This window comes from Actinopolymorpha sp. B11F2 (assembly GCF_040195635.1).
Lineage (GTDB): Bacteria > Actinomycetota > Actinomycetes > Propionibacteriales > Actinopolymorphaceae > Thermasporomyces.
In genome coordinates this window covers 67,443-90,441 of record NZ_JBEFTX010000014.1, presented here as the reverse complement: position 1 = coordinate 90,441, position 22,999 = coordinate 67,443, and the positions used below count along the sequence as shown (strand labels likewise).

The 22,999-nt window shown below is 69.8% G+C and carries 23 protein-coding genes; 18 read left to right on the top strand and 5 right to left on the bottom strand.

Annotated elements, in window-relative coordinates:
- Positions 1-239: 239 nt before the first annotated feature.
- A complete protein-coding gene (locus ABN034_RS23455; RefSeq protein ID WP_349693165.1) occupies positions 240-1,193 on the bottom strand; it encodes a carbohydrate kinase family protein in 954 nt (317 codons plus the stop codon).
- Positions 1,190-1,432 carry a hypothetical protein gene (locus tag ABN034_RS23450; protein WP_349693164.1) on the bottom strand — a complete coding sequence of 81 codons (243 nt, stop codon included), beginning with the start codon at positions 1,430-1,432 and terminating at the stop codon, positions 1,190-1,192. The genes ABN034_RS23455 and ABN034_RS23450 overlap by 4 nt, the downstream gene beginning before the upstream one ends.
- Before the next feature lie 133 nt (positions 1,433-1,565).
- Between ABN034_RS23450 and ABN034_RS23445 the strand changes: the two genes are divergently transcribed.
- From ABN034_RS23445 to ABN034_RS23415, 7 genes are all read left to right on the top strand, one after another.
- The gene (locus tag ABN034_RS23445; protein ID WP_349693163.1) at positions 1,566-2,339 is read left to right on the top strand and encodes a phytanoyl-CoA dioxygenase family protein; all 774 of its coding nucleotides are present in this window, start codon (positions 1,566-1,568) and stop codon (positions 2,337-2,339) included.
- Complete coding sequence (locus ABN034_RS23440; protein WP_349693162.1) at positions 2,336-3,478, top strand: helix-turn-helix domain-containing protein; 1,143 nt, start codon at positions 2,336-2,338, stop codon at positions 3,476-3,478. The genes ABN034_RS23445 and ABN034_RS23440 overlap by 4 nt, the downstream gene beginning before the upstream one ends.
- A 120-nt stretch (positions 3,479-3,598) precedes the next feature.
- The gene (locus ABN034_RS23435) at positions 3,599-4,669 is read left to right on the top strand and encodes a LacI family DNA-binding transcriptional regulator (protein WP_349693161.1); all 1,071 of its coding nucleotides are present in this window, start codon (positions 3,599-3,601) and stop codon (positions 4,667-4,669) included.
- 337 nt (positions 4,670-5,006) lie between these two features.
- On the top strand, positions 5,007-7,664 hold the full coding sequence (locus ABN034_RS23430) for an alpha-mannosidase (protein ID WP_349693160.1): 2,658 nt from the start codon (positions 5,007-5,009) through the stop codon (positions 7,662-7,664).
- Between the two features lie 242 nt (positions 7,665-7,906).
- On the top strand, positions 7,907-8,515 hold the full coding sequence (locus ABN034_RS23425) for a D-sedoheptulose-7-phosphate isomerase (protein ID WP_349693159.1): 609 nt from the start codon (positions 7,907-7,909) through the stop codon (positions 8,513-8,515).
- 47 nt (positions 8,516-8,562) lie between these two features.
- Positions 8,563-9,027: a hypothetical protein gene (locus ABN034_RS23420; RefSeq protein WP_349693158.1), complete on the top strand. Its 465-nt coding sequence runs from the start codon at positions 8,563-8,565 to the stop codon at positions 9,025-9,027.
- A gap of 1 nt (position 9,028) precedes the next feature.
- Positions 9,029-10,009: an aldo/keto reductase gene (locus ABN034_RS23415; protein ID WP_349693157.1), complete on the top strand. Its 981-nt coding sequence runs from the start codon at positions 9,029-9,031 to the stop codon at positions 10,007-10,009.
- Here the strand turns inward: ABN034_RS23415 and ABN034_RS23410 are convergent.
- Positions 9,996-10,754, bottom strand: coding sequence for an alpha/beta fold hydrolase (locus tag ABN034_RS23410; protein ID WP_349693156.1), 759 nt, complete (start codon positions 10,752-10,754; stop codon positions 9,996-9,998). The two genes, ABN034_RS23415 and ABN034_RS23410, sit on opposite strands and share 14 nt — an antisense overlap.
- 106 nt (positions 10,755-10,860) lie before the next feature.
- Between ABN034_RS23410 and ABN034_RS23405 the strand changes: the two genes are divergently transcribed.
- A complete protein-coding gene (locus tag ABN034_RS23405; protein ID WP_349693155.1) occupies positions 10,861-11,979 on the top strand; it encodes a helix-turn-helix transcriptional regulator in 1,119 nt (372 codons plus the stop codon).
- A gap of 8 nt (positions 11,980-11,987) precedes the next feature.
- On the opposite strand, the gene ABN034_RS23400 is transcribed toward ABN034_RS23405, so the two are convergent.
- Positions 11,988-12,413: an Ig-like domain-containing protein gene (locus ABN034_RS23400; RefSeq protein ID WP_349693154.1), complete on the bottom strand. Its 426-nt coding sequence runs from the start codon at positions 12,411-12,413 to the stop codon at positions 11,988-11,990.
- A 239-nt stretch (positions 12,414-12,652) separates the two neighbouring features.
- On the opposite strand from ABN034_RS23400, the gene ABN034_RS23395 reads away from it, so the two are divergent.
- A complete protein-coding gene (locus ABN034_RS23395; protein ID WP_349693153.1) occupies positions 12,653-13,657 on the top strand; it encodes a malate dehydrogenase in 1,005 nt (334 codons plus the stop codon).
- Between the two features lie 140 nt (positions 13,658-13,797).
- Here the strand turns inward: ABN034_RS23395 and ABN034_RS23390 are convergent, their stop codons facing one another.
- Positions 13,798-14,019, bottom strand: a complete 222-nt coding sequence (locus tag ABN034_RS23390; protein ID WP_349693152.1) for a zinc finger domain-containing protein — start codon at positions 14,017-14,019, stop codon at positions 13,798-13,800.
- A gap of 263 nt (positions 14,020-14,282) precedes the next feature.
- Between ABN034_RS23390 and ABN034_RS23385 the strand changes: the two genes are divergently transcribed.
- From ABN034_RS23385 to ABN034_RS23345, 9 genes are all read left to right on the top strand, one after another.
- The gene (locus ABN034_RS23385; RefSeq protein WP_349693151.1) at positions 14,283-14,549 is read left to right on the top strand and encodes a GntR family transcriptional regulator; all 267 of its coding nucleotides are present in this window, start codon (positions 14,283-14,285) and stop codon (positions 14,547-14,549) included.
- Positions 14,550-15,135: 586 nt separating this feature from the next.
- Positions 15,136-15,408 carry a winged helix-turn-helix domain-containing protein gene (locus ABN034_RS23380; protein ID WP_349693150.1) on the top strand — a complete coding sequence of 91 codons (273 nt, stop codon included), beginning with the start codon at positions 15,136-15,138 and terminating at the stop codon, positions 15,406-15,408.
- Positions 15,409-15,532: 124 nt separating this feature from the next.
- Positions 15,533-16,120: an NUDIX hydrolase gene (locus ABN034_RS23375; protein ID WP_349693149.1), complete on the top strand. Its 588-nt coding sequence runs from the start codon at positions 15,533-15,535 to the stop codon at positions 16,118-16,120.
- Between the two features lie 558 nt (positions 16,121-16,678).
- On the top strand, positions 16,679-17,839 hold the full coding sequence (locus ABN034_RS23370; RefSeq protein WP_349693148.1) for an anhydro-N-acetylmuramic acid kinase: 1,161 nt from the start codon (positions 16,679-16,681) through the stop codon (positions 17,837-17,839).
- A gap of 19 nt (positions 17,840-17,858) precedes the next feature.
- Complete coding sequence (gene gnd / locus ABN034_RS23365; RefSeq protein ID WP_349693147.1) at positions 17,859-19,373, top strand: NADP-dependent phosphogluconate dehydrogenase; 1,515 nt, start codon at positions 17,859-17,861, stop codon at positions 19,371-19,373.
- Between the two features lie 44 nt (positions 19,374-19,417).
- On the top strand, positions 19,418-19,861 hold the full coding sequence (locus ABN034_RS23360; RefSeq protein WP_349693146.1) for an RpiB/LacA/LacB family sugar-phosphate isomerase: 444 nt from the start codon (positions 19,418-19,420) through the stop codon (positions 19,859-19,861).
- 353 nt (positions 19,862-20,214) lie between these two features.
- Positions 20,215-21,150, top strand: coding sequence for a prephenate dehydratase (gene pheA, locus ABN034_RS23355; RefSeq protein WP_349693145.1), 936 nt, complete (start codon positions 20,215-20,217; stop codon positions 21,148-21,150).
- Between the two features lie 275 nt (positions 21,151-21,425).
- A complete protein-coding gene (locus tag ABN034_RS23350) occupies positions 21,426-22,562 on the top strand; it encodes a phosphotransferase enzyme family protein (RefSeq protein WP_349693144.1) in 1,137 nt (378 codons plus the stop codon).
- On the top strand, positions 22,562-22,921 hold the full coding sequence (locus ABN034_RS23345) for a cupin domain-containing protein (protein WP_349693143.1): 360 nt from the start codon (positions 22,562-22,564) through the stop codon (positions 22,919-22,921). The genes ABN034_RS23350 and ABN034_RS23345 overlap by 1 nt, the downstream gene beginning before the upstream one ends.
- The last annotated feature ends 78 nt before the right edge of the window (positions 22,922-22,999 follow it).

Sequence of the window (22,999 nt, the reverse complement as noted above, 5' to 3'; positions counted from 1 at the left end):
GCGTGGTGCGTCGGCGGGTCGAGCCTAGGGCGGGTGAACGAACGGCCGTGGTGCCGTTGTCCGGACTCGGACGCCCTTTCGAAACATGGCTTCCGGCACCCGGAAACCATCAACTCCTGCGTGACTGCTCTGACGCCCCGCGTCGCCGGATCGGTACGCCCGAGCACCGAGTCAGCCAGGGCCCCGAGTCAGCCAGGGCCCCGAGTCAGCCATGGCCCCGAGTCAGCCAGGGCCCCGAGTCAGCCTGGGCCCTGAGTCAGCCAGGCCGTCACCTCGGCATCGGTGGGTACGCCGGAACGTCCGTCGACGGCGCGGCACGACAGAGCGGCGACGCCGTTCGCGTACCGCACGGCGGCTGGGAGGTCGAGCCCGCGGTCGACAGCGACCAGGAGAGCGCCGTGGAACACGTCACCGGCGCCGAGCGTGCTCACCACGTCAACCGTGAAGCCGGGAACGTGCACCGCCTCGTCCCGCGTGTCACCCTGGCGATCTCCATTGGCACTCGCCGGTTCGCTGGCGTACGGATCTCCGGCGACAAATGCACCCCTCGCACCATCAGTGGCGACCACACAACGGGCGCCGTCGTCGAGTGCGCGGGTGAGCAGGTCCGGCACGGGAAGATCGCCGTACGCACGTCGCAGCGACACCACCGTCGGCCCGTAGAGGTCGACTCCGGAGGGTGTGAACCCGGGAATCGGGTTGCCCGCATCGACAGACAGCCGTGGTCCGTCCGCCGCGGAAGGGTTGAGGAGTGGACGGACTGCCGCCCACCCGATGTGGTCACAGTGCACCCACCGCGCACCGGCGATGAGGTCGCGGGCAGAGCGCTCAGTGTCTGGAATGCCGAATGCCGGGAGCGGTCGCGTACAGATCGCCCGGGTACCCGCCGACCGGTCCACCAGCACGACGCTCGCACCGCCCGTGCCCGCGGGGACAGGGACCAGTCCGCCGGTGTCCACGCCTTCGCGAACGAGGTCGGCCCGGATCCGTTCGCCCTGCTCGTCCGCGGCCACCGGCCCGATGAACGCCACGTCACCGCCCAGCCGCGCCGCCGTGACCGCCGCAGTGGCCGAGTTTCCTCCTCCGGCATGGATGACAGCATCGGCGAGGAGTCGTTCGTCCGAACCGGGGAGTCGGGGCACGACGGCGATGGTGTCGGCGTTCACGGATCCGACGAAGACCAACCTGCTCACGGCCGGTACGCAAGCAGAGCGTGTACCCACCGGTCAAGCAGTGCCGGGCCAAGCTGCGGGTCACCCAGCAAGCGAAGGCCCGCCCGCGCCGACGCCCCGCGCCGAGGTGCGCCGTGGGCCCGCGCGACCGCCCCGCGCCGAGGTGCGCCGTGGGCCCGCGCGACCGCTCCGCGCAGCAGTGCCGGCGCCGACATGTGCGCCGTAGGCAGGTGTCCGACTCCGGCGTACCACTCGTCCATGTCCGTTTCCTCAACAAGGATGTCCGTCGAGGCCCCGCGACCCGAGCGCCGTGCGCGCCTACGGTCGGGACGTCGGCACGTAGCACGACGTCACCACCTCCGCCGAGACGAGGTGGGAGAGCCGGGAGGAACCATGGTCGACGATGCACAGCTCGCGTCCTACGCCGCGTCCTACGCCGAGGAGGGCTTCGTCCTCGTCAAAGGCCTGCTCGACAAGGCCGAGGCGGCGCAGTACCGCGAGGAGTCCCACGCCCTCATCAAGCGTCTCAACCGGGACGCCGACCCCACCTGGGGAAGCGCCCGAGCGCTGGCGATGGGCAACCAGACCGAGCTCAAGCACTGCCACGACGTGCAGTTCTACGCGGCGGCGTTCGCCAGGCTGATCATCGATCCGCGGTTCACAGACGTGGCCGCGGCCGTGATGGGCACCCCGAATGTGCAGCTCCACCACACCAAGCTGTTCATCAAGCCACCGGAGAAGGGGTCGCCCTTCCCGCTGCACCAGGACCACCCCTTCTTCCCGCACGCGAAGCACTCGATGGGCGCCGCGATCTTCCACTTCGACGACGCTCCGCTGGCGAAGGGCTGCGTCCGGGTGGTGCCGGGCAGCCACAAGAACGGCCCACTGGCGCACGCGTCCGAGGGCAGTTTCCACCTGCCGTTCTCGGAGTGGCCGCTGGAGAAGTCGGTGCCCTGTGAGGCGGAGGCGGGCGACGTCCTCTTCTTCACCTACCTGACGGTGCACGGGTCGGGCGTGAACACGACCGACCAGGCGCGGACGACGCTGCTCGTGCAGTACCGCGATCCCGAGGACCCGCCGACCACGGACATGCACACCAACTCGCTCGGCCAGGGCATGATCCTCCGCGGTGTCGACCCGACCTGTCGGAGCGAAGCCTCGCCGTGAGTGTGGTTCCGGTTGGCGACACCGCCAACTCCCAGACACCGGACCTTCCGATCTCGGACCGGTCGGCGACACACCTGCCGGCCCGGGAGCCGGGCGGCCCGGTATTGGCGTACGACGGGCGAGATATCGAATTCCTCCATTCTGTACGAATTGGGGTGGATGTCGCAGATCACCGTGCCGAATTCCTCTACTGGGGTTTCTACGAACCGCGCCCGTGGCGAAACTTTCTGCATACGCATTCATTCTTCGAGATCTGTTATGCGTACTCCGGAAGCGGCGTCTTCCGTACCGGCGAGCGGGAGTACACCGTCGATTCCGGCACATTGTTCGTGGCCCGGCCTGGAGATGTCCACGAGATCATCTCGAGTACGGATGATCCACTCTGCCTGCACTTTTGGTCCTACACCCTCATTCCCGCGCCCGTTCGAACGACGCAGCGGCACGCCCGTCCCCTTCTCGGTCCCGATCCCGGCCCCGGAACCGGGTTGACCGCTCACGACTCTGAGATGACCGATCACGGACGCCGGCTGCTCGAAACCTTCGCGAGTCCGGCGACGCCGGTCCTTTCCCGTTCCGCCGTACGGGTACCCGCGTTACTCGAACTCCTTGCCCGCGAGGCGAGCCAGCCGGGTCCGGCATTCGGTGAAATCGTCAACCGGCTTGCCGGGATGCTGGTGATCGACACGGCGCGCGCGGTCGTGGACGACCCGACCCTCATCCCCAGTCCCGAGGCGGCGTTGCCGGCCCGCGACGAACAGGTGGCGCGCACGATGGTGCGGTACCTGCAGGACAACTATGACCGGCCGGTCGCGGTCCGCGATGTGGCGGCACAGGTGCATCTCAGCGAGCGCCACGCCGGCCGTGTCTTTCGTGCGTTCACTGGTACGACGGTCCACGGATTTCTCGTCCGGCTCCGGTTGGAGATCGCCGCACAGCGACTCCTGGAACGGGCCGTACCGAAAAGGCCGCGGTCGATTACGGAGATCGCGCGTTCGTGCGGATATCCCGATGTGCGCCACTTCACCACCGCATTCAGCCGGCACTGGGGTGTCACGCCGGGTGTATTCCGGGCCGGAAATGGCACCGCACACGTCCATCGCGGAGCAGATCTCACAGGCGACGCGCCGACTCCCCACTGACGCGTTGTTGACGCTCCTGCCGAACACTGGCTACGGTCCGTTGATATTCCTTGCGCGCGGGACTTCCGACGCATGTTTCCTGACCCGCGACTGGTCGCGGTTCGCTCGTTGGGAGGTGGCGTGACCCACGCGAAGCGGCGTACCACCGCAGGGTCAGATGTCCCGGCTCGGATCACCCTCGCCGATGTCGCCGCGTATGCCGGCGTGTCACGTTCGACCGCGTCGCGTGCACTGACCGGTCGTGGCTATGCGGCGCCAGAGGTGAAATCCCGGGTGGACGCGGCCGCCGAGGAGTTGGGCTATGTTCCCGACGCCAACGCGCGGAGCCTGAAGGCGCGCCGCACCCCCACGGTCGGCCTGCTGGTGTCGGATCTGCGCAATCCGTTCTATGCGGAGGTCGCGGCAGGGGCCGGCGGTGTCCTGCGCGCGCAGGGCTACACGATCCTCCTGGTCGACGACGCCGGCAGCGAGTTGGAGGAGATGGACGCGGCACGGACGTTCCTCGCCATGCGGGTGGCGGGAGTTCTGCTGACGCCTGTCTCGGCCGCGGCGACGCAGTTCATCGTGCGGCAGGGGGTACCGGTGGTCGAGATCGACCGGCAGTACTGCCGGGGCGAGTGCGACGCCGTCCTCGTCGACAACGTCACGGCCGCGCGTGACCTCACCCGGCACCTGATCAAGCTGGGTCACCGGCGGATCACCCTGATCGCCGACGAGTTGGGGTGGACGACGGGTGCGGGCCGCGCGAAGGGTTACCTGCAGGCGTTGGCCGAGGCGGATCGGCCGGCCGGCGACGACGCGGTGGTGTCCTGCGGCTTCGATCCCGAACGCATCGAGAAGGAAGTGACCGAGCTGCTGTCGAAGCGGCGCCGCCCCACGGCCGTGTTCGCGGCCAACAACCTGGTCGCGGAGATCGTGTGGCGGCAGGCGACTCGGCTCGGGCTGCGGATTCCGGACGACCTGTCCTTCGTGGCGTTCGACGACTCGCCGTGGATGAGCATGGTCCAGCCCGGCATCACCACGGTGGGCCAGCCGTCGGTTGAGGTCGGGGCCCGGGCCGCGCGTCAGCTGGTGAACCGGATGGGCAAGCCTGGCAGGCCGCGTACCATCCGCCTTGACTGTCCGCTGATCGAGCGCGGCTCCACCGCCCGGCTCGGCCGCCGCCGCGCGTCGAGCCGCACGAGTTCCTGACCTACGTCCGTCCGGCCCTGGTTGCCCGCTGATGTGTGCCGCCGCTGCCGCTGAAAATGACCACGCTGAGCATGCCTGTGAACCAAATCCAGGCATCGACGCCTTGTCACCATGACATTCACCTGCTCAGCGTGGTCATTCGCGGTGCTCAGCGTGGTCATTCGCGGGCTCTCCCGGGTGCAAGGCCGCCCCGCGGGCGAGCTGCAGCGTTTGACGGTGAGGGACAGGCGCCCCTACCTTCAACGTGGTAACGATTCCAGACCGCCACGCCGTCGGGCAGACGGGATCCACAGCGAAGAAGACGGGATTTGCAGCCAAGAAGGAGGAGTGCCAGTCCATGCCGAGGCCCGCCGCCGCACCGCACCGGATCCTGCACATGATCGGCAACGCCCACATCGATCCCGTGTGGCTCTGGCAGTGGCCCGAGGGCTTCGCCGAGGCGCGCGCGACGTTCGCCTCCGCGATCGACCGGATGGCCGAGTATCCCCGCTTCGTCTTCACCTGCGACCAGGTTGCCCTGCTCGCCTGGGTCGAGGAGAGCGATCCCACCCTTTTCGAGGCGATCCGCAAGCGCGTCGCCGAAGGCCGCTGGGTCAACGTCGGTGGTTGGTGGGTCGAGCCCGACTGCAACCTGCCGACCGGCGAGTCGTTCGTACGACAAGGGCTCTACGGTCAGCGTTACCTGCGGGATAAGTTCGGCGTCGCAGCGACCGTCGGTCTCAACGCCGACCCGTTCGGCCACCACGCCAACCTTCCGCAGATCCTGCGCCAGCAGGGCATGGAGGCCTACTGCTTCCTCCGCCCGGGCCCGCACGAGGCGGAGCTTCCGGGCAACCCGTTCTGGTGGGAGTCGCCGGACGGGTCGCGGGTCCTGGCCTACCGCATCCCGCACGAATACTGCAGTCCCCGCGCCGACATCGCCCACCACACGGACAAGGCGATCGCCCAACTGCCGCCCGGCCTCACCACGGCGATGGTGTTCTACGGCGTCGGCAACCATGGTGGAGGTCCGACCAAGGCCAACCTCGCCAGCATCCGCCGACTCGACGAACTCGGTGCGTACGGCGAACTGCGCCTGTCCAGCCCGCCCGCCTACGTCGAGGATGTCAAGAACTCCGGTGCCGAGATCCCGACCTGGCGCGGCGACCTTCAGCACCACGCGGCCGGCTGCTACGCCGCGCACTCGGGCATCAAGGCGTGGGTACGCAGTGCCGAGCACGCCCTGATGATGGCCGAGAAGTGGGCGACCGTCGCGGCTCACGTCGCCGGCACGCGTTACCCCCATGAGGAACTCACGCACGCGTGGAAGCAGGTGCTGTTCAACCAGTTCCACGACATCCTGCCCGGCACGTCGATCGAGCCGGCGTACGACGATGCCCGCGACCAACTCGGCGAGGCCCGCTCGATCGCCCGGCGTACTGTCAACCTCGCCTTGCAGACCCTGGCGCGCGACGTGGACATCCGGTTCCGGGAGGGCGACCAGCCGGTCATGGTCTTCAACCCGCACCCGTGGGCGGTGCGTACGTACGTCGAGTGTGAGTTCGGCCTGAGCGGTGAACGCGGGCGCGTCGAGGACGCGGAGGGTCGTCCGGTGCCGGTGCAGTACGCCCAGCCGCTCGCCACCACGTCCAACCCCCGCCGACTGGTCTTCCCTGTCGACCTGCCGCCGCTCGGGTACCGCCTCTACCGGATCTGCCCCGGCGACGCTCCGACCAGCGCCGCCAGTCCCAGCGCCGCCAGTCCCAGCGCCGCCAGTTCCAGCGCCGCCAGTTCCGGGGCCGCCAGTTCCGGGGCCGCCAGTCCCAGCGATCCGGGCTCGCAGACCGTCGTGGAAAACGCGCACCTTCGCGTCGAGGTCGACCCGACCACCGGCTGGCTGCGCAGCCTCCTCGACAAGAGCACCGGGCGTGACCTGGCCTATGGCGTCAACCGCCCGCACACCGTCGTCACCGACGACCCGACCGACACCTGGGGGCACCGCGTCGTGTCCTACGCCAAGCCGGGCACGCCGTTCACCGCTCGGTCGGTACGCCTCGCCGAGCACGGCCCGGTCCGCTCGATCGTGCGGATCGAGAGCACGTACGGCGCCTCCACCCTTGTCGAGGAGCTGGTCCTCGCGGCTGACGCCCGACATCTCGAGGTTCGCGTCACTCTTGACTGGCACGAACGCCTGAAGCTCCTCAAGCTGCGCTTTCCCACCGCGCTGCGCCGGCCGACCGCGACCTACGAGATCCCGTACGGCCATCTCGAACGCCCCGCCGACGGCGCCGAGGAGCCCGGGCAGACGTGGGTCGACGTCACCGGTGAGCTGCCGGACGGCTCCCGCGCCGGGCTGACGGTGATCAACGACGCGAAGTCCGCATACGACGTGAGCACGTCCGCCGATGCGGCCTCCGATGCGTCCGGCGCGGCCTCCGACACGTCCGGCGCGGAGCCCGATACGTCCGGCGCGGCCGACGGCACCGGCGACATCGGCATCACCGCGGCCCGCAGCCCGGTCTACGCCTGGCACGAGCCGCGGGAGCTCGACGCCGACCAGCTGGGCCCAGCCAGTCCGTACAGCTTCCAGGACCAGGGCCGCCAACAGTTCCGGTACCTGCTGGTGCCGCATGCCGGTGACTGGCGGGCGGCCGGCGTTGTCCGCCTCGCCGCCGAACTGGCGCAGCGTCCGGTCGCGATGTACGAGTCGTTCCACGCCGGCACCCGCCCGCCGACGGCGTCGTTCGTGGCGGTGTCCGACGGTCCGGTGGTCCCCACCGTGGTCAAGCGTGCCGAGGACGGCGGCAGCCACGTGGTGGTCCGGGCGTACGAATCGACCGGGGTGGCAGGGACGATGCGGCTGGACCTGCCCTTCCTCGGTCGTACGGTCCAGGCGGATTTCGGCCCGCACGAGATCAGGACCTTCCTCGTCCCCACGGCCGCGGGTGAGCCGGTCGTCGCGGCCAACCTGCTCGAGGACCCGAGCGAGCCGAGTGAGCCGTGCCCGACACGATGACCGAGACCGACACGATGACCGAGACCGACACGATGACCGAGACCGACGCGATGACCGAGACCGACGCGATGACCGAGACCGACGCGATGACCGAGACCGAGACGAGCTAAACCGATCAAACTGTCCAGTTATGGGCGGGGCGATCCGTTTGGACGTGGACGCGGAGGTAGGTCGGGCCCCCGCGCGATAGCCTCACGAAGCCGGGCACCACTGCCCCGCAGAAGCGTTGTGGAAGGTGCGAGATGCGTGATCTGCTTGCCCGGCAGGTTGCTGACCATCTGGAGACCGCTCGAGCTGTCGAAGCTCTGCTTCCCTCGGTCGAGGACGTCGGCCGGCAGCTGTGCCAGGCGTTCGAGAGTGGTAACCGGGCATACACGTTCGGCAATGGTGGCAGTGCGGCCGACGCACAACATCTTGTCGCCGAACTCATCGGTCGCTACCGCCGTGAGCGTCGGCCACTGCCCGCTGTCGCGCTGACGGTCGATCCCTCGGTGGTCACCTGCATCGGCAACGACTACACGTTCGACGAGGTGTTCGCCCGCCAGGTGACGGCCCTGGCCGGCCCCGGGGACGTGGTCGTCGGATTCACCACCAGCGGTCGCTCGGTCAACGTCGTCAAGGGCCTGGAGGCGGCGCGGACCGCCGGTGCGACGACGGTCCTGTTCGCGGCGGGTGACGGTGGTGAAGCAGTCCAGTACGCCGACCTGGCGCTGCTGGCTACGTCCATGACGACGGCGCGTACGCAGGAGATGCACCTGTTCCTGCTCCATCTGGTGAGCGAGTGGGTCGATGCCTGGGCGGCCGGCGAGGTGGACGAGGACGGCAACTACCTGGCGGCCGACGTCAGCTGACGTGCTCGGGCGGACCGCGCCCGTGGAACTCCGGAGGTCGACCCGTGGTGACGATCGTGTTGACCTGCCTCGCTGCCGTCATGTTCGGCGTACTCGCCCTGCTCGGCCGGTCGGCCGGGTGGCGTCGCCGGGCGGGAGGCGTGAGCTGGTGGCTGCGGATCGTCGCCCTCGGCTACGTCGTGGTCATGACGGTCGTGGCAGGGCTGGCACTCATGGGCGGGACGGTCGATCTCGGCGTCGATGTGGTCGGTGCGGCCGTCGTCCTGGGCACGCCGGTCGCCGTGACTGCTCTCGCGGTGGCGACGTCCCTTCTTCCCACGGCGCTTCACGTGCCGGTGCTGTGGACGATCGCCGTCCTGGCGCTGGCCGGCGTCGTCATCACCGGGCTGAGCGTCGGTCTGTTCTACTCACCGGCGGCGCTGTGCCTGCTGGCGGCGGCGTTCGCCGCTGGCCAGGCCACGCCGGTTCGGGGTGGTCGTTCGCCTGAGCCGTCGTACGACCATGATGGGTGACATGCGGACAACCACTCTTGGCGCAGACGGCGTACCAGTCGGTTGGATCGGCCTCGGCTGCATGGGCATGTCCTGGGCGTACGACGAGGCGGGTCGGGACGACGCGACCTCCCTCGACGTGATCCACCGGGCCATCGACCTCGGCGTCACACTGATCGACACCGCCGACGTCTACGGCCCCTACTCGAACGAACAACTGGTCGGCCGGGCGCTGGCTGGTCGCCGCGATGAGGTCGTGCTCGCCACGAAGGTCGGACTGCTCACCGACGGCGCCCGTGCGATGCACCGCAACGGCCGGCCGGAGTATGTCAGGGGCGCCATCGACGGCAGCCTCGCCCGGCTCGGTGTCGACCACGTGGACCTCTACCAACTGCACCGGATCGACCCGGCCGTACCGCTTGCCGAAACCTGGGGCGCGATGGCCGAGGTCGTCGCGGCAGGCAAGGCGCGGGCGATCGGACTGTCAGAGGTCGACGTCGACGACATCAAACAGGCGCAGGCGATCCATCCGGTGGCGAGCGTCCAGTCCGAGCTGTCGTTGTGGACGCGGGGCCAGCTCGCCGACGTCGTGCCGTACTGCGAGGATCAGGGCATCGCGTTCCTGCCGTTCTCGCCGCTGGGGCGAGGGTTCCTCACCGGTGCGATCGCCTCGGCGGAGGATCTGCCGGAGGGCGACATGCGGCGCCAGATGCCGCGCTTCCAGGCCGACGCGGCAGAGGCCAACCAGGCGATCGTCGCGGGTGTCCGTGCCGTCGCCGAACGCCTCGGTGCCACGCCGGCGCAGGTGGCGCTGGCCTGGGTCGTCGCGCAGGGCCGCTATGTCGTGCCCATCCCCGGGACCAAGCGGCTGCGGTACCTCGAGGACAACGCCGGGGCCGGCGACCTCGAGCTGCCGGCCGACGCGCTGGCGGAGCTCGACGGTCTCCCGGAGCCGGTGGGCGACCGGTACGGCACCTCGCTTCCTGGGGTTACTGGCCGCTGAGGTCGTCGAGGATGCGAGCGAGCTGCTCCGGTTCGGAGAACATCGGCCAGTGACCGGTCGGCAGTTCGGCGTACGACCAGTCCTGGTCGGCGGTGAAGGCGGCGAAGAACGGATGCTTCGCCGCGATCATGGCCCGCACCTGTTCCAGCGGGAACAGGCAGGTGATGAGGGTGTGGGGGATCGCGTTCCTGCCCTTGTCGTCGACCAGGTGGAGCGGTTGCGCGTTGGCGCCGAGTGGTTGGTCCGTGGCGCGGGCCGCGATCCGCGCCCATGCGGCCTCGTCGAGTCCGCCGCCGGTGCCGTCCGCCTCGACCGCTGCCCAGGTCGGAAGCGGCTCGCGCCAACCGTCGTCGGGGTCCGCTCCCATCCGGGCGAGGATGGCGTCTCGTCCCTCGGGCCCGAGCGTGTCCAGCTGTGACGACCCGTCCGGTAGTGGGCCACTGTCGACGTAGACCACTCGCGCCAGCCGGTCGGGCACCTTGTCGGCCGCGCCGGTCACCGGGAACCCGCCGTAGCTGTGCCCGACCAGGATCACGTCGTGCAGGTCTGCGTACTCCATCGTGTGGACGACATCGCTGATGTGCGTGTCCAGGTCGATCGTGGACGACGCCAGATGCACCCGGTCACCGACACCGGTCAGCGTGACGGGATGGACGTCGTGGCCGGCGGCGCGCAGGTGGCGCGTCACGTCGGACCAGGCCCAGCCGCCGAGCCAGTTGCCGGCAACGAGGACGTATGTAGCCATGTCGGGCTTCCCTTCCGGTTTGTCGCCCCCTTGGCGGGCGGTCTGTACGTACCGTAGGAGTTAATCCGGACCGACTCCGCCCGCATTGCGCGGCATTCTTGTCTCCGTGTCCACGATCGAGAGCCAGCACCCGACGACCCGGATCCTCGCCCTGCTCGAACTCCTCCAGGCACACCGCCGGCTGACCGGGGTCGACCTGGCCGAGCGGCTGGGCGTCGATCCGCGAACGGTCCGGCGGTACGCCACCCGGCTCGCCGACCTCGGGATCCCGGTGGAGGCCGAACGCGGTAGGTACGGCGGCTATCGGCTGCGGCCGGGCTACAAGCTGCCGCCGCTGATGTTCACCGACGACGAGGCGACCGCGGTCGTGCTCGGGCTGCTCGCGGCGCGGGCGGCCGGTGTGGCGACCACGACCAGCGACGTCGCCACCGAGAGCGCGCTGGCGAAGATCACCAGAGTGCTGCCCGACGCGCTGCGGGACCAGATCACCGCGGTGCCCGACACACTGGGGTTCGGGCTCACACCGCACCCCGGTCACGCCCCGCCGACGGCTGTCGTGTTGCGGCTCGCCACCGCCGCGCACCAGCGACACCGAGTGCGGATGTCGTACGCATCGAGAGCCGGCGAACGCAGCGTCCGCGACCTCGACCCGTACGGCCTCGTTGTTCAGGGCGGCCGGTGGTACGTCACGGGCCACGATCACCGGCGTGGCGAGATTCGTACCTTCCGAGTCGATCGGATCGCGGACGTCGAGGTCCGCGCCGAGGCATTTACGCCGCCGGCCGACTTCGACGCCGTTGACCATGTCCACCGGTCGCTGGCGCGGGTGCCCTGGACCCACGAGGTGGAGGTGGTCGTGCGGGCACCGCTCGCGGAGGTCCGCCGCCGGCTCCCGCCGTCGATGGCCACCCTCACCGAACTGGCGGGCGGGCCTGGTGTGGGCGGCCCTGGTGTGGGCGGCCCTGGTGTGGGCGGGCCCGGTGTGGGCGGCCCTGGTGTGGGCGGGCCCGGTGTGGGTGGCGACGCTCCAGTGGACGACTCCGGTGCGGCTGGTGGCGTGGTCGTGACGCTCCGGGCGGAGCGGCTGGATGGCGTGGCGCAGATGCTGGCGGGGCTCGGCCGGCCGTTCGTGATCAGGCGGCCGGCGGAACTACGGGACGCGGTCAGGGCCCTGGCGGGATCCCTCCACACGTATGCAGGGGCCACGTCTCATGAGCCCGAGTAGCCTCCCGGTCAGGCGTTCCGGCGGCGACGGCTGCGATAGGCGGGCACGGCGACGAGCAGGACACCTGCCACCCCCATCGAGGCCAGGAAGCCGTAGCCGAACATCTCGGCCAGTCTTCCGCTCTTCCGGGCGGGCACTGCTGCCGGCCGCACATCGGCGATCGACCTGATGCCCGCGGGTACGTACGTCGGCTCAGGATGCGGCTTGCTTCGGACCTTGTGCGCGAGCACGACCGTGACGGGATCCGAAACCGAGGGGGCGCAGCCGTCACCGTGGTAGCTCGCCGCGAAGGTGTGTGCGCCCGCTGCTGGGCCGGCACTCTGCTGGGCGGCCTGGCGCTCCGGCGGCTCGATGGTGCCGGGCGCCTCTGGCGTTCCAGCGAGAAGGAACAACGGAGCCAAGCCAATGGCGACGACATTGAAGAGCTGCTTCATTTCCGCGCCCTGATTCTGATCATCGGCGAGAGATCCCGCCACGGCCCATTGGGTGGCGCAGACTTGGATTCGGCCAAGACGCAGGAGTTTGACTGTCGCACCCGAAGAGTGGCCTTACCGGAAAGGTCTCGCCGGAAACCTGGGCCTCACCGTCGCGGGTCGTGACCATCAGGTGCGCCGCCGCGCGACCGGGAGGGCCCTCGCGCTCGTGCCAGGGCGTGCCGGCTAGTCTCACGGACATGTCCGATGCTTCTGTCGTACGCCCTGTGCACGTGACCATCAGCGGAGCGGCCGGCAACGTCGCCTACCCGCTGCTCTTCCGGATCGCCTCCGGCGAGGTCTTCGGGCCACGGACTCCGGTGGTGCTGCGCCTGCTCGAGATCGAGCCGGCCATGCCCGCGCTCGAGGGCGTGGCGATGGAACTCGACGACTCGGCGTTCCCACTGCTGCACGACGTCGTGGCGACGGCGGACCGGGACACGGCGTTCGACGGTACGTCGTGGGCGTTGCTGGTCGGCGCGATGCCGCGCAAGCAGGGCATGGAGCGCGGCGACCTGCTCGGCGCCAACGCCGGCATCTTCGGCCCGATCGGGACCGCGCTGGCGTCACAGGCCGCCGACGATGTACGCATCCTCGTCGTCGGCAACCCCTGCAACACCAACTGTCTGATCGCGCGTGCGCACGCGCCGGAGATCCCCGACGACCGGTGGTTCGCGATGACCCGGCTGGACGAGAACCGCGCGAAGGCGCAGCTCGCGAAGAAGGCCGGCGCGCGGATCGCCGACGTCAGCAACGTCACGATCTGGGGCAACCACTCGGCGACGCAGTACCCCGACGCGTTCAACGCCCGGATCGGCGGCCGCCCAGCGCACGAGGTGATCGACGACCACGCCTGGCTGCGCGGCGAGTTCATCGAGACGGTCCAGAAGCGCGGTGCGGCGATCATCGCGGCACGGGGTGCGTCCTCGGCCGCGTCGGCGGCGAACGCGATCGTCCACTCGGTGCAGGCCCTGCACGGCGGGACGCCGGCCGGCGACTGGACGTCGATGGCCGTGCTGAGTCGTGGGGAGTACGGCGTACCGGAAGGGTTGTCGTTCAGCTTCCCGGTCACGTCCGACGGCACGAAGTGGCGGGTCGTCGAGGGCCTGACACACGACGCGGAGGCCCAGGAGCGGCTGCGCGTGACGACCGAGGAGTTGGAGCAGGAGCGCTCTCTCGTCGCCGACTGGCTCCCCAAGCCCTGACGTCTCGACGGAGCCGATGGTCTCCGCTGAGCTTCCGCCCGCCACCCGAGTTGTTGGAGGTTTTCCGGCTTCTATGCCGGAAAACCTCCAACAACTCGGGCTAGGCCATCGCTTGAGCATGCACGTCGGCTGGCGCGGGCTCAGTCGAACCTCCGCCGCGTGAGGTGTTGCAGGTCGAGGTGGTCGAGCACGTGGCCGCCCGCTGTCCGGCACCACTCGCCGATGGCTGCCGCGCAGGTCGGACATAAACGGGACAGGACGCGGCTGGTCGTCTCCAGGTCGAGGTCGGTGTAGCCCTGCTCGCCTAGCTCACCGTTCCAGATCCAGTCCAGCCGTCCCGAGTCGATCGGTTCGCGGGTCATCGGACCACCGCCGTCAGCAGCAGGCCGAGTGTCACGCACACCAGCCACAGGCCGATTCGCCAGCCCACTCGTATCGCCTCCCCGTGTCGAAGGAACGCGGGCGGCCCGCCTCCAGGTCGCCCGCCCTCCTGCCGAGGATTCGAACTGTAACGCCGCCAGTAGTCATACGTCTAGGCCATTATCGACCAGTAGCGACCAGTAGCGCTTATGGTCGCCCAGTAGCGCACGGGAGTACGGCAGGGCGCGATACGTAGGTTCATCGAATGGATCCTGATGCCACCATCGATCACGGCGCACCGCTCACGCCGTACAAGCAGCTGGCCGGGATCATCGTCGCGAGGATCGATCGCGGTGACTGGACTCCGGGCCGAGCGATCCCGGCGGAGGAGCGACTCGCGTCGGAGTACGGTGTGGCGCGGACCACCGTGCACAGAGCTATTCGCATGCTCGTCGCTGACGGAGTCCTTTTTGTCGTTCCGGGCCGCGGCACCTATGTCGCCGAGAGAGACGGCGGTCCAGAAGCGACCTGAGTGAGTCGGCGGCGTCTGGGTGAGCCCCGCGATGGTGGACGACGTCCGGCTTCTCCGCGGGCGTATTTCCGAAGCTCTGCTACCTCAGGTATGGACGGATACGCCGGGGCGTAGAGAGGGCCGTGATGACGCAGGGATCAACTGGTCGCCACCCGGAACTCCTGGATGTCCTCGCCCGGCACCGCCCTGCCGCAACGCATCGCGAAGTGTGGGGCGCTGGGACGTAGAGGGACGCTTCTTCCAGGTCCAGTCCAGTCGCCCCGAGTCGATCGGTTCGCGGGTCATCGGACCACCGCCGTCAGCAGCAGGCCGAGTGTCACGCACACCAGCCACAGGCCGATTCGCCAGCCCACCCGTATCGCCTCCCCGTGTCGAAGGAACGCGGGCGGCCCGCCTCCAGGTCGCCCGCACTCCTGCCGGCTTCGGCCCGGTGGCTGGTGTGCGGGTCCCGTGGTTGGGAGCTGGCTCGACCAACCACCGCGCCGAGGCTTCGACCTGTAACCACGCCGTACCTGGCACGTCTACCCCTAGGGGCCTCTAGGGGAGGAAGTGGAGGGCCTATGGGTCGCTACCTACGGTCCAGGTCATGACCTTCGGACCCGACGCCAAGATCGACCGCGGCCACATGGTGGCGCCGCACCAGCAGCTGGTGGCGATCCTCAAGGCACGGATCGAGCGAGGCGACTACCAGCCTGGTCGTGCGATCCCGTCGGTGGCGCAGCTGATCCAGGAGTTCGAACTGGGTCGAGACACGGTGCGCAAGGCGATCAAGGCCATGTCAGACGAGGGCATCCTGGTGGTCATCGCCGGTCGGGGCGCCTACGTGGTCGAGGACTACCCGAAGCGTGGCACCAGGTGAGAGGTCGGCGGCGTCTGGGTGAGCTCCGCGGTGGTGGACGACGTCCGGCTTCTCCGCGGGCGTACTTCCGAAGCTCTGCTACCACGGGTATGGACGGATACGCCGGAACGTAGAGGGGGCCGTGATGACGCAGGGATCAACTGGTCGCCACCCGGAACTCCTGGATGTCCTCGCCCGGAACCGCCCTGCCGCAACGCATCGCGAGGTGTGGGGCGCCGGGACGCTTCCGCTGGAGTTCTCGGCGTATCTCACGACGGCGCGGGTGCCTGACGAGCTCGTCACGTCCGTACGCTGCATCGTCACCGCCCCCGGCGGCATCGTCGTCTGCGAGAACCGCCGGGAACAGCACGTCCTGCCCGGCGGTCGACTCGAGTCGGGCGAGACCATGACCGAGGCCGTCGTCCGCGAGATCGCGGAAGAGACCGCCTGGCAGCTCGATCCGCAGACGCTCACCTACCTCGGCTTCGTCCACCTCGCCCACCTCGGCCCGCGCCCGGACGGCTATGCGTACCCCTATCCCGACGGCCTCCAGCTGATCTTCGGTGGCATCGCCCGCAGCCGATCGGTCGGCGTCGACGCCGCCTGGACCGACACGGAGGGGTGGGAGCTCGCCAGCCGGGTCGTCCCACCGGCGGAGCTCGACGAGAGCGTCCTGTCGCCGATCCAGATCCCGTTCCTCCGCCGGCACCTCGACGGCCAGGGCAGGCCATAACTGCCTACGCAACGTACGTCTGCCAGCCACGCATGGTGAGCATCGAGGCGTACGCACGACAGGGGTGGGAGCAGACCTTGTACCACTACCGTCGAACCAGGGCATCGCCCGGTTGGCGTTCATGGGGGCTCGCCCGGTTGGATGGCCCGCATGGATGGCATCGCGCCAGGGAACGCGCCTCGTCCCCGTCCAGGCCTGCCCGCATCATCCGGGACCCCGCCGTGGCCCGAGCCTGGTCCAGGGTCCCCGCCGTGGCCCGAGCCCGAGCCTGGGCAGACGCCGTGGCCCGAGCCTGAGCCCGAGCCGGGGCAGACGCCGTGGCCCGAGCCCGAGCCTGGCCAGATGCCGTGGCCAGCGCCCGCCCCCACGCCCGGGCCCGAGCGAGCCGCCCCCACCCGACGACCTGGGCAGGAGCCGACGCCACCACACGGAGCCGAGCCTCCTCCCGGACCTCCGCCGTGGCCCGAACCCGAGCCCACCCCACAACCCACGCCAACGCCCTCGCCCACATCCACGCCGAAGCCCGCCCCCGGGCCTCCACCGGAGTCCGCGAGCCGGGTGATCGGCCTCATGTCCGGCACGTCGTACGACGGGATCGACGTCGCGGTGGCCGACCTGAGCGTCGACGGCGAGGAGGTCGTCCTCACGCCACTCGGTGCGTTGGAGCACCCGCACACCGCCGAGACACGGGAGCTCATCGACCGCGTACTCCCTCCCGCCAAGGTGACCCTCGACGACGTCTGCCGGCTGGACACGCTGCTCGGCCAGGCGTTCGCCGCCGCCGCCGCACGGGGGATCGACGAGCTGGCCGGTGGACACGCCGATCTGGTGGTCTCCCACGGCCAGACCGTCTTCCACTGGATCGAGAACGGCGCCGCCAAGGGCACGCTCCAGCTCGGCCAGCCGGCCTGGATCGCCGAACGCACCGGCGCACCCGTCGTGTCCGACCTCCGCGCCCGCGACATCGCGAAGGGCGGCCAGGGCGCGCCCCTGGTGAGCATCCTCGACGTCCTCCTGATGCCACCCGGTACGGCACCCAAGGCCGCGCTCAACCTGGGCGGCATCGCCAACATGACTGTCGTACGACCGGACGGCGGTGTCCTCGCCTACGACATCGGCCCGGCCAACGCGCTCATGGACCTGGTGGCGCGGCGGCACTTCAACCAGCCGTACGACCTGGGCGGCCGGCATGCCGCCAGCGGTCAGGTGGTCGTGGAGTTGCTCGGTGCCCTGCTCGAGGAGCCGTACTACGGGAGACCGGCGCCGAAGTCGACCGGCAAGGAACTGTTCCACGGCGGCTACCTCGACGCGAAGCTGTCGGCGTTCCCCGACGTCTCCCCACCCGACCTCATGACGACGCTGGCGGAGCTCACGGCGATCGTGGTTGCCGAGGAGTGCGAGGAACACGGCGTGGGCGAGTTGCTCGTGTCCGGTGGCGGCGTACGCAACACGTGGTTGATGCGACGCATCGGCATCCTGGCCGATCCCGGCATGTCCTTGCGCCCGATCGACGACCTCGGGCTGCCCGCCGATGCGAAGGAGGCGTACGCGTTCGCGTTGCTCGGATTCCTTACGTCGAAGGGGATTCCGGCGACGGTGCCTGCGTGTACGGGTGCGAGCGCTCCTTCGATCCTCGGCAGCATCACTCCGGGTACAGACCCGATCACTCTCGAGACGCCGCCCGGTGTCGCGCCGACCCGACTACGCATCCAGGCCTAGAAGGCGAGAGGATCGTGGCATGACGGAGACGACGGAGACGACGACCGAGTCCCCCGAGGTGGCGAGCAGCGGCGGCGAGGCGGCCGCCTCGCAGGGGGATCACCTGGCCGACATCGCGGTCACCGGGCTCGCCACGATGGGCCGTAACCTCGCGCGCAACCTGGCACGTCACGGCCACGCCGTTGCCGTTCACAACCGGACGAAGACGCGCACTGACACGCTGGTCGCGGAGTACGGCGACGAGGGGCGGTTCGTTCCGGCCGCCTCCCTCGACGAGTTGGTGGCCTCCCTGAGGCGGCCGCGCACGGTGATCGTCATGGTGCAGGCCGGCGCCGGCACCGACGATGTGATCGACCAGCTCGCCGACCTTCTCGAGCCCGGCGACATCGTGGTCGACGGCGGCAACGCGCACTTCATCGACACCAGGCGGCGCGAGTCGGCGCTGCGGGAACGCGGCCTGCACTTCGTCGGCACCGGCATCTCCGGCGGCGAGGAAGGCGCGCTCAACGGCCCGAGCATCATGCCGGGTGGCACGCCCGAGTCCTACGAAACGCTCGGCCCGATCCTCGAGTCCATCGCGGCCAACGTCGACGGCACGCCGTGCTGTGTCCACGTCGGCCCCGACGGTGCCGGGCACTTCGTCAAGATGGTCCACAACGGCATCGAGTACGCCGACATGCAGCTCATCGCCGAGGCCTACGACCTGCTGCGTACCGTCCTCGACCGGTCGCCTCAGGAGCTGGCCGAGGTGTTCCGGAGCTGGAACGAAGGCGACCTCGAGTCGTTCCTCATCGAGATCACCGCCGAGGTCCTCGCCACGTCCGACCCGCGCACCGGAGGCCCTCTGGTCGACGCGATCCTCGACGAGGCCGAGCAGAAGGGCACCGGTCGCTGGACCGTGCAGATCGCCCTCGACCTCGGCACGCCCGTGTCGGGCATCGCCGAAGCGGTCTTCGCGCGGTCGCTGTCCGCCCACGCCGAGCAGCGGGCAGCCGCTCGGGAGGCGCTGGCGCCACCGCCCGCGCGGAAGTCGACCAACCGCAAGCCGGAAAGCTTCATCGACGACGTACGCCGCGCGTTGTACGCCTCCAAGGTCGTCGCCTACGCGCAGGGCTTCGACATGATCCGGGCGGGATCGCAGACCTACGACTGGGAGATCGACCTCGGCGACATGGCCACGATCTGGCGCGGCGGCTGCATCATCCGGGCGCGGTTCCTCGACCGGATCCGCGAGGCGTACGGAAAGAACCCGAACCTGCCGTCGCTGCTGGTCGACCCGTACTTCGCGAAGACGGTCAGCGACGGGCAGGAGTCATGGCGCCGGGTGGTGTCGGTCGCGGCGACGGCTGGGGTTCCGGTGCCGGGCTTCAGCGCCGCGCTGGCCTACTACGACGGCCTGCGGCGTGACCGGCTGCCGGCGGCGTTGGTGCAGGGGCTGCGGGACCTGTTCGGCGCCCATACGTACCGTCGGGTCGACGCGGACGGCACCTTCCACCTCGACTGGTCCGGGGACAAGACCGAGTCCGGGGCCTGACGAGCGGTCCTGCTGGTCCGGCCGTCCGGGGTAGCGTCGTACACATGCGAATCTCGGTGTCGTCCGACATGTCCGCAGGTGTTGCGGTCCGCCTCGCCGACGAGCTGCGCCGCCGCGGCCACCAGGTCGTCGCGCACGGGGCGCTGAACCCCGACGAACGCGATGACTGGGCGTGGGCCAGCGAGGCGGCGGCGCGTGACGTCGCGGAGGGGCGGGCCGACCAGGCGGTCGTATGCTGCTGGACCGGCACCGGCGCGTCGATCGCGGCGAACAAGGTGCCGCGCGTGCGGGCCGCCTTGTGCGCCGACGCCTACGCCGCCGACGGCGCGCGGCGCTGGAACGACGCGAACGTCCTGGCGCTCAGCCTGCGGGTCGTGTCCGAACCGTTGCTGGGCGAGATCCTCGACGCGTGGTTCGCGGGAAGCGCGAGCGAGGACGCCGACAACCGGGCCAACGTCACCCACGTCGACGAGATCGCCGCTCGCTGAACGACGGCATCACCGTTTCGGCGGCGCTGGGCGCGCCTGGCCGGCCGCCCGACCTGGCCGGCCCGCGCGGCTGTTCTTTTGGGATGAGGGGCACCTTCTGGCAATCGGTGGTCTGGGTGCGGGGCGCCATCGCGCAACGGGCGTTTGGATGAGGGGCGCCTTGATCCAATAGGTTCGTGTGAGGGGTCCCTCGTGAGACCGGCGTGAGGATTCCGGGCGCGCTAAGCACGCTTTGGTGCGTACGCCTAAGCCGATCAGGCGCCCGTGAGCCAGACCAATCGTGCGGCGACACGACGAGCTACCAGGGCGGGTCGCCGCGGGCGCGGCTCGCGGCTGGCTCTACGCTCGACAGCGTGACCGGAACCCAATCGCCGCGCTACGCCTACCTCGGGCCCGAGGGCACCTTCACCGAGGCCGCCCTGCGGACCCTGCCGGAGATCGCGCGGGTGGAGCCCATCCCCCTCGCCACCGTGCCCGCCGCGCTCGACGCCGTACGTAACGGAGAGGCAGAAGGGGCCGTCGTCCCCATCGAGAACTCCGTCGAGGGCGCGGTGTCGGTCACCCTCGACACCCTGGCCGGCGGTCACCTCGTGATCACCCGCGAGATCCTGCTGCCCGTGTCGTTCGCTCTGCTCGCCCGCCCTGGCACGCAGCTCGCCGACTGCAAGCGGATCACCACGCACCCGCACTCCGCGGCCCAGTGCCGCAGGTGGCTGGCGACGCACCTGCCGCAGGCCGAGGTGATGCTCGCGTCGTCCAATGCCGTCGCGGCTGCCGCCGTCGCCGAACCGGGCTCGGAGTTCGACGCCGCGATCGCCTCGCCGATCGCCGCCGAGCACTATCCGCTGGTAACGCTCGCCGAGGAGATCGAGGATGTGCGGGACGCCGTGACCCGGTTCGTTCTCGTCGCTCGGCCCGGCCCGCTACCGTCGCCCACCGGGTCGGACAAGACGTCCATGGTGGCGTTCATCCGCGACGACCACCCGGGCGCGTTGCTGGAGATCCTGGAGGAGTTCGCCGTACGCGGGGTGAACCTGACCCGGATCGAGTCCCGGCCGACCGGCGACGGCCTCGGGCGCTACTGCTTCTCGATCGACTGCGAGGGGCACGTGGCCGAAGCGCGGGTTGGAGAGGCGTTGATGGGATTGCGTCGGGTGTGCGCCGATGTTCGCTTCCTCGGGTCCTATCCGCGCGCCGACGGCGCCCGACCCCACCTGCGGGTGGGTACGACCGACGCCGACTTCGAGAGCGCGGCCAACTGGTTGGCCGAACTCAAGGAAGGCCGGTAACCCCGAACCACACAACCGCCGCCGCAGACACCGCGAGGAAAGGTGGCCGGTCACCTGGGGGCGCGCAGGCGATGCGCGAATGACCACGCTGAGCAGGCGTGTGGTATCCGAGCTAGGCATCGACGCCCCGCCGGATACCAAAGACCTGCTCAGCGTGGTCATTCGCGGTCAGGCTCGGCTGGCTCGCCGGACCCGCCGGGCCGACTGTCATCGATGTCCGCCTGCGGGCGGCCGGCCGAAATGGCTCGCCGAGCGGCTCTGGGAGCATCGCCGGTGTGGATGACTCCCGATCATGCCCGACCAGCGGTCTCCAGACCGGGTTGCTCGAGCGGGTGGCCCGCGAGTTCGAGCTCGGTACGCCGGTCGCCGCCGAGCCGCTCCGCGGCGGGGGTGCGGAGGTCGTCAAGCTCACCACCCCGCAGGGGAGCTTCGTCGTCAAGCCGGTCTACCGGGTGCCCGACTGGGAGCTGTACGCCGTGGTCGAGCGGGCCCTCAACGCTCGGGGCGTGAGACAGGCGCGGCTCTTCCGCACTCCCTCCGGCGCAGTGGTCAGCACGTCGGGCCACTGCGTCCAGGAGTTCCTGACCGCAGTGATGACCGAACGGCCGAATCGCCGGCAGACCGACCGGGCGATGCGCCATCTCGCGGCGTACGACGAAGCGCTGGCGACGATCCCGCTGACCGCCGATCACGTGCCGGTCGATCAGGGGCCCGTCGATCAGGGGCCCGTCGATCCGGTGCCCGTCGCCTGGCTGACCGCCGACACCCTCTGGACGCGCGTCGTGTCGCCGACTTACCTGGGCGAGAACCTGCCTCGGCTGGTACGGGACCACGCGCCGGGGTGGGTCGATCCGAGCTCAGTCGCGGAAGGGTTGGCCCTGCTCGTGGCCGCCGCGCCGGAGATCGCCGCCCTGCCTCGACAGCTCGTCCACGGCGACATCGGACCCGACAACGTGCTCTATGACGGCAACGAGGTGGTGGCGATCGTGGACTTCACGCCGTTCCACGAGTCCGCGTTGTTCGGGTTGGGGTCGGCGTTGTACTGGTTCCACGTCCATCCGGGTGGCTCCGACCAATCTGGTGGGCCCGTCCATCCTGGTGGCCTCCGCCGTTCCGGTGGCATCGACGTCGACCAGATCCGGGCGAGTGTGGCGGCGTACGACGAAGGCCGAGCGCTGACCTCGACCGAACGTACGCTGGTCGTCCCGATGCTTCTCCGCGAAGCGCTGCGCCGGTTCGCCACACCGCTCGCGGGCGCGGAGGAACTCGGTGGACCGGTGCCCGAGGGCGCCACTCGACGGCACTACGACGCCCTGCTGGAGGTCCTCGGTCTCGCCCGCGATTGCCCATTCATCAGCGGAGATAGGGTCCACGACACAGACGGCGACTTGCGTCCCGAAAAGGAGCACTGATGCGGGAAGAGAGGGCGCGGGACGAGGCGTGGCAGGCACGGACCGCGGATCTGCGAGAAGCGCTGGCCACGAGCGACGTGCCGTTCGTCGTCGCCCTGGCACACGGCTCGATGCGGGTGGAGCTGTTCGCGCCGCGTGGCGTCGACACACAGAGCCCGCATCGCCAGGACGAGCTCTACCTCGTCAGTCGGGGCACGAGTCGGTTCGTCAACGACGGTGTGGAGACGCTCTGCCAGGCGGGCGACGTGTTGTTCGTCGAGGCGGGCGTGGAGCATCGCTTCGTCGACTTCAGCGCCGACTTCGAGACCTGGGTGATCTTCTGGGGACCCGACGGCGGCGAGCGCCGGTCTGGGCACTAGTGGGAACTGCCGGGGGTGCGAAGCCGCATGGGCGGTGCGGTCCCCTCATCCGCAGCACGCCGACCCCTGCTGGCCAGC

Bases quoted from the DNA above. Each gene is read 5' to 3' on its own strand.
- ABN034_RS23345 (WP_349693143.1), top strand. From the start codon at position 22,562: ATGCGGGAAGAGAGGGCGCGGGACGAGGCGTGGCAGGCACGGACCGCG.
- ABN034_RS23450 (WP_349693164.1), bottom strand. From the start codon at position 1,432: ATGGACGAGTGGTACGCCGGAGTCGGACACCTGCCTACGGCGCACATG.
- ABN034_RS23375 (WP_349693149.1), top strand. From the start codon at position 15,533: ATGACGCAGGGATCAACTGGTCGCCACCCGGAACTCCTGGATGTCCTC.
- ABN034_RS23415 (WP_349693157.1), top strand. From the start codon at position 9,029: ATGCGGACAACCACTCTTGGCGCAGACGGCGTACCAGTCGGTTGGATC.
- ABN034_RS23395 (WP_349693153.1), top strand. From the start codon at position 12,653: ATGTCCGATGCTTCTGTCGTACGCCCTGTGCACGTGACCATCAGCGGA.
- ABN034_RS23360 (WP_349693146.1), top strand. From the start codon at position 19,418: ATGCGAATCTCGGTGTCGTCCGACATGTCCGCAGGTGTTGCGGTCCGC.
- ABN034_RS23430 (WP_349693160.1), top strand. From the start codon at position 5,007: ATGCCGAGGCCCGCCGCCGCACCGCACCGGATCCTGCACATGATCGGC.
- ABN034_RS23410 (WP_349693156.1), bottom strand. From the start codon at position 10,754: ATGGCTACATACGTCCTCGTTGCCGGCAACTGGCTCGGCGGCTGGGCC.
- ABN034_RS23385 (WP_349693151.1), top strand. From the start codon at position 14,283: ATGGATCCTGATGCCACCATCGATCACGGCGCACCGCTCACGCCGTAC.
- ABN034_RS23390 (WP_349693152.1), bottom strand. From the start codon at position 14,019: ATGACCCGCGAACCGATCGACTCGGGACGGCTGGACTGGATCTGGAAC.
- ABN034_RS23400 (WP_349693154.1), bottom strand. From the start codon at position 12,413: ATGAAGCAGCTCTTCAATGTCGTCGCCATTGGCTTGGCTCCGTTGTTC.
- ABN034_RS23380 (WP_349693150.1), top strand. From the start codon at position 15,136: ATGACCTTCGGACCCGACGCCAAGATCGACCGCGGCCACATGGTGGCG.
- ABN034_RS23425 (WP_349693159.1), top strand. From the start codon at position 7,907: ATGCGTGATCTGCTTGCCCGGCAGGTTGCTGACCATCTGGAGACCGCT.
- ABN034_RS23445 (WP_349693163.1), top strand. From the start codon at position 1,566: ATGGTCGACGATGCACAGCTCGCGTCCTACGCCGCGTCCTACGCCGAG.
- gnd (WP_349693147.1), top strand. From the start codon at position 17,859: ATGACGGAGACGACGGAGACGACGACCGAGTCCCCCGAGGTGGCGAGC.